At 51.6% G+C, this 213-nt stretch carries 1 protein-coding gene; it reads left to right on the top strand.

Annotation, left to right across the window (positions count from 1 at the left end):
* Nucleotides 1–213: Ig-like domain-containing protein (locus ACG59Z_RS18805; protein ID WP_400200736.1), on the top strand; the 213-nt coding region annotated here is incomplete at both ends.

Genomic DNA, 213 nt, shown 5'->3' with positions numbered 1-213 from the left:
CAGTGAATGATCCGACTGCGACTGTTGTGGTGACTGTAGATGGTGTGAACTATCCGGCAACCAATAATGGCAACGGCACCTGGACACTTGCAGACAATACGCTTCCAGTGTTGACCGATGGTCCACACACCGTGACTGTGACTGCAACTGATCCTGCGGGTAATGTGGGTACAACAGGTGCAGTGGTGACTATCGATACCACAGCACCAAATG

It is taken from the genome of Acinetobacter sp. ABJ_C1_1 (assembly GCF_044684115.1).
Lineage (GTDB): Bacteria > Pseudomonadota > Gammaproteobacteria > Pseudomonadales > Moraxellaceae > Acinetobacter > Acinetobacter nosocomialis_A.
This window is presented reverse-complemented; position numbering and strand designations above follow the sequence as displayed.